Annotated in this window: 3 protein-coding genes; 1 reads left to right on the forward strand and 2 read right to left on the reverse strand. The window is 40.0% G+C overall.

The window, feature by feature from the left end; translation table 11 throughout:
- Nucleotides 1–184 precede the first annotated feature (184 nt).
- Complete coding sequence (gene tsf / locus QZ379_RS12470) at nt 185–1177, forward strand: translation elongation factor Ts (protein ID WP_291565402.1); 993 nt, start codon at nt 185–187, stop codon at nt 1175–1177.
- Nucleotides 1178–1270: 93 nt separating this feature from the next.
- Here the strand turns inward: tsf and rnc are convergent, their stop codons facing one another.
- Both rnc and QZ379_RS12480 read right to left on the reverse strand, forming a co-directional pair.
- Complete coding sequence (gene rnc, locus QZ379_RS12475; protein WP_291565404.1) at nt 1271–2206, reverse strand: ribonuclease III; 936 nt, start codon at nt 2204–2206, stop codon at nt 1271–1273.
- A gap of 3 nt (nt 2207–2209) precedes the next feature.
- A partial coding sequence (locus QZ379_RS12480; protein ID WP_291565408.1) for a beta-ketoacyl-ACP synthase II occupies nt 2210–3140 on the reverse strand: 931 nt, incomplete at its 5' end.

Below are 3140 nucleotides of genomic sequence, written 5' to 3' on the forward strand. Positions count from 1 at the left end.
CTATAAATGCTGCTAAAGCTGCTGCTTTCGTTAGCAAGGAGGATGAAGCTTAATTCAGAAACTTAAATATATAAAATTGAGAATTGAAAATTGAGAATGGAACATATATGCTCAGATTCTCAATTCTCAATTCTCAATTTTGTTTTATAACGACATTATTAACTCTTAATAAAAAGAATTTATTATGGCTGTAAGTATGGCAGATATTACCAAGCTTCGTAAATTGACAGGAGCTGGTATGATGGACTGTAAAAATGCTTTGAACGACGCTGAAGGCGATTTCGACAAGGCAATGGAAATTATTCGTAAAAAAGGACAGGCTGTAGCTGCAAAACGTTCTGACCGTGAAACTTCAGAAGGTTGTGTATTGGCTAAGTCTACAGGTGACTATGCTGCAATGATAGCTTTGAAGTGTGAAACTGACTTCGTCGCTAAAAATACAGATTTCGTTGCTTTGACTCAGGCTATCCTTGATGCTGCAATTGCTAACAAGTGCCAGACTTTGGATGAAGTTAAAGCTCTTCCAATGGGTAACGCTACAATCGCTGACGCAGTAGTTGACCGTAGCGGTATCACTGGTGAAAAAATGGAATTGGATGGTTATTTCGTAGTAACAGGAGCTAATACTGCTGTTTACAACCACATGAGCAAGAATCAGCTTTGTACTATGGTAGCTTTCAATAAGCCTTGCGATCAGCAGCTTGCACATGAAATCTGTATGCAGATTGCAGCTATGAACCCAATCGCAATTGATGAAGCTGGTGTTCCAGAATCTGTAAAGCAGGAAGAAATCAATGTAGCAATTGAAAAGACTAAAGCAGAACAGGTTCAGAAGGCTGTAGAAGCAGCTTTGAAGAAAGCTGGTATCAACCCTGCTCACGTTGACAGCGAAGAACACATGGAAAGCAACATGGCTAAGGGATGGATCACTGCTGAAGACGTAGCTAAGGCTAAAGAAATCAAAGAAACTGTAGCTGCTGAAAAAGCTGCTAACTTGCCACAGGCTATGATTGAAAATATTGCTAAAGGTCGTTTGGGCAAATTCTTGAAAGAAGTTTGTCTTTTGAACCAGGAAAGCATTATGGATCCTAAGAAGACTGTAGCTGATACTTTGAAGGCTGCTGATCCAGAATTGGCTATCACAGATTTCAAACGCTTTACTTTGCGTGCTGAATAATTGAGTTAGTTCAATAGAAATATAAAAGCGTGAATTACTTTTCCTAATCGGTAAGTTATTCACGCTTTTCTTGTATAGATACCTTATTGTCTGTTATTCTTTCTTATCCTCTTCCTGAGCAAAAGCAGCTTCCTCTGCTTCAGATATTATTCTTTCCTCATCGCTATATGTCTCTTCGATAGAGTCGAATTTGTATTCCTCTTCAATCTTCACTTCTACACTTTCCTGTACATTGTTGTCTGCAGGCTTCTCAAGGCTTTCTCTTTCGTTTTTAGCGGCGAATATAGCATCAATGAATACTGAATCCTTTTTAATCATACTCATTGTTATATGGGCTGCTTCCTGTTGTGATTCCTTTTTTGAATATCCCTTGCCTGTACCACCAGGAATGTTCTCAACTATTATCTGAGTTTCAAAAACAGGGTTCTGGTTGTCGTCCAAAGTTTGACCGATCAGTCGGAACTCTATTTCAAATTTATTTTTCTGGCTCCACTCGATAAGTTTTGATTTGAAGTTTACTTCCTTGCGTGAGATTTTGTCAAGATTGATATACTGGCCGATTATACGCTCCTCCATGAACTTTTTGCATACCCTGTAACCTCTGTCAAGGTAGATTGCTCCGATTAGAGCTTCGAAGGCATTTCCGCTCATATAGCTGTTATGAGAGGACTGTTTTGAAGAATATTTGATAAGTTTGTCCAAGCCAATATTAATGGCAATGTTGTTCAAGGTTTCTCTTTGTACTATTTTTGAACGTGTATTTGTGAGAAAACCTTCACGTTTACCCTCAAACTTTTTGTACACAATGTCCGCTACTATTGCATCCAGTATTGCATCTCCCAAAAACTCAAGGCGTTCGTTATTGATGAGTCTGCCTTGTGTCTTCACCGAAGACGATTTGTGCAATAGGGCCTGTTTATATATTTCTATATTGCGAGGGTAAAATCCCAATATCCTGTAAAAACGAAAATAAGGCTCCTTTTCCTTGCGGAAAAAGAGTCTTATTCTATCTGTAATATTTGCTAACACAGTTTATTCAGTGTATTTTTTAACGATTACACAAGCATTGTGACCACCGAAACCGAATGTATTACTCAATGCAGCGCGTACAGTACGTTTCTGTGCTGTATTGAATGTGAAGTTAAGGTTATAGTCGATATTTTCATCGTTGTCACCTTCTTCGTGGTTGATAGTTGGAGGTACAATGTCATTCTTAACAGACAAAACACTTGCAATAGCTTCTACACCACCTGTTGCTCCAAGTAAGTGACCAGTCATAGACTTAGTAGAGCTAATGTTAAGCTTGTAAGCATGTTCGCCGAAAACTTCTTTGATAGCTTTTACTTCAGATACGTCGCCTACAGGAGTTGATGTTCCGTGAACATTGATGTAGTCGATGTCTTCAGGTTGCATTCCTGCATCTTCCAGTGCATTCATCATAACCAATTTAGCACCAAGTCCTTCAGGATGAGATGCTGTAAGATGATGCGCATCTGCAGAAGCACCAACACCGGCAAGTTCTGCATAAATCTTGGCTCCACGAGCTTTTGCGTGTTCCAGTTCTTCAAGAATCAGGATACCGGCACCTTCTCCCATAACGAATCCGTCACGGCTTGCACTAAATGGACGTGAAGCGCGAGTTGGGTCATCATTTCGAGTAGAGAGGGCGTGCATTGCGTTAAAACCACCAACACCGGCTGCGAAGATAGCTGCTTCAGCACCACCTGTTACTATTATATTAGCTTTGCCTAAGCGGATATAGTTGAAAGCGTCGGCAATGGCATTTGATGATGAAGCACATGCAGATGTAGTAGTGAAGTTAGGTCCGTGGAAACCGTACATGATTGAGATTTGTCCGGATGCGATGTCGGCAATCATTTTCGGTATAAAGAAAGGGCTGAATTTAGGACCGATAGTATCTTTTGTCTGCTCATATCCACCAACTTCCTCTTCGAAAGTATGG

Source organism: Bacteroides sp. (genome assembly GCF_019417265.1).
GTDB lineage: Bacteria > Bacteroidota > Bacteroidia > Bacteroidales > Bacteroidaceae > Phocaeicola.

What these genes read in the sequence shown, in the direction of transcription:
- tsf (WP_291565402.1), top strand. Translation starts at nt 185, where the DNA reads ATGGCTGTAAGTATGGCAGATATTACCAAGCTTCGTAAATTGACAGGA.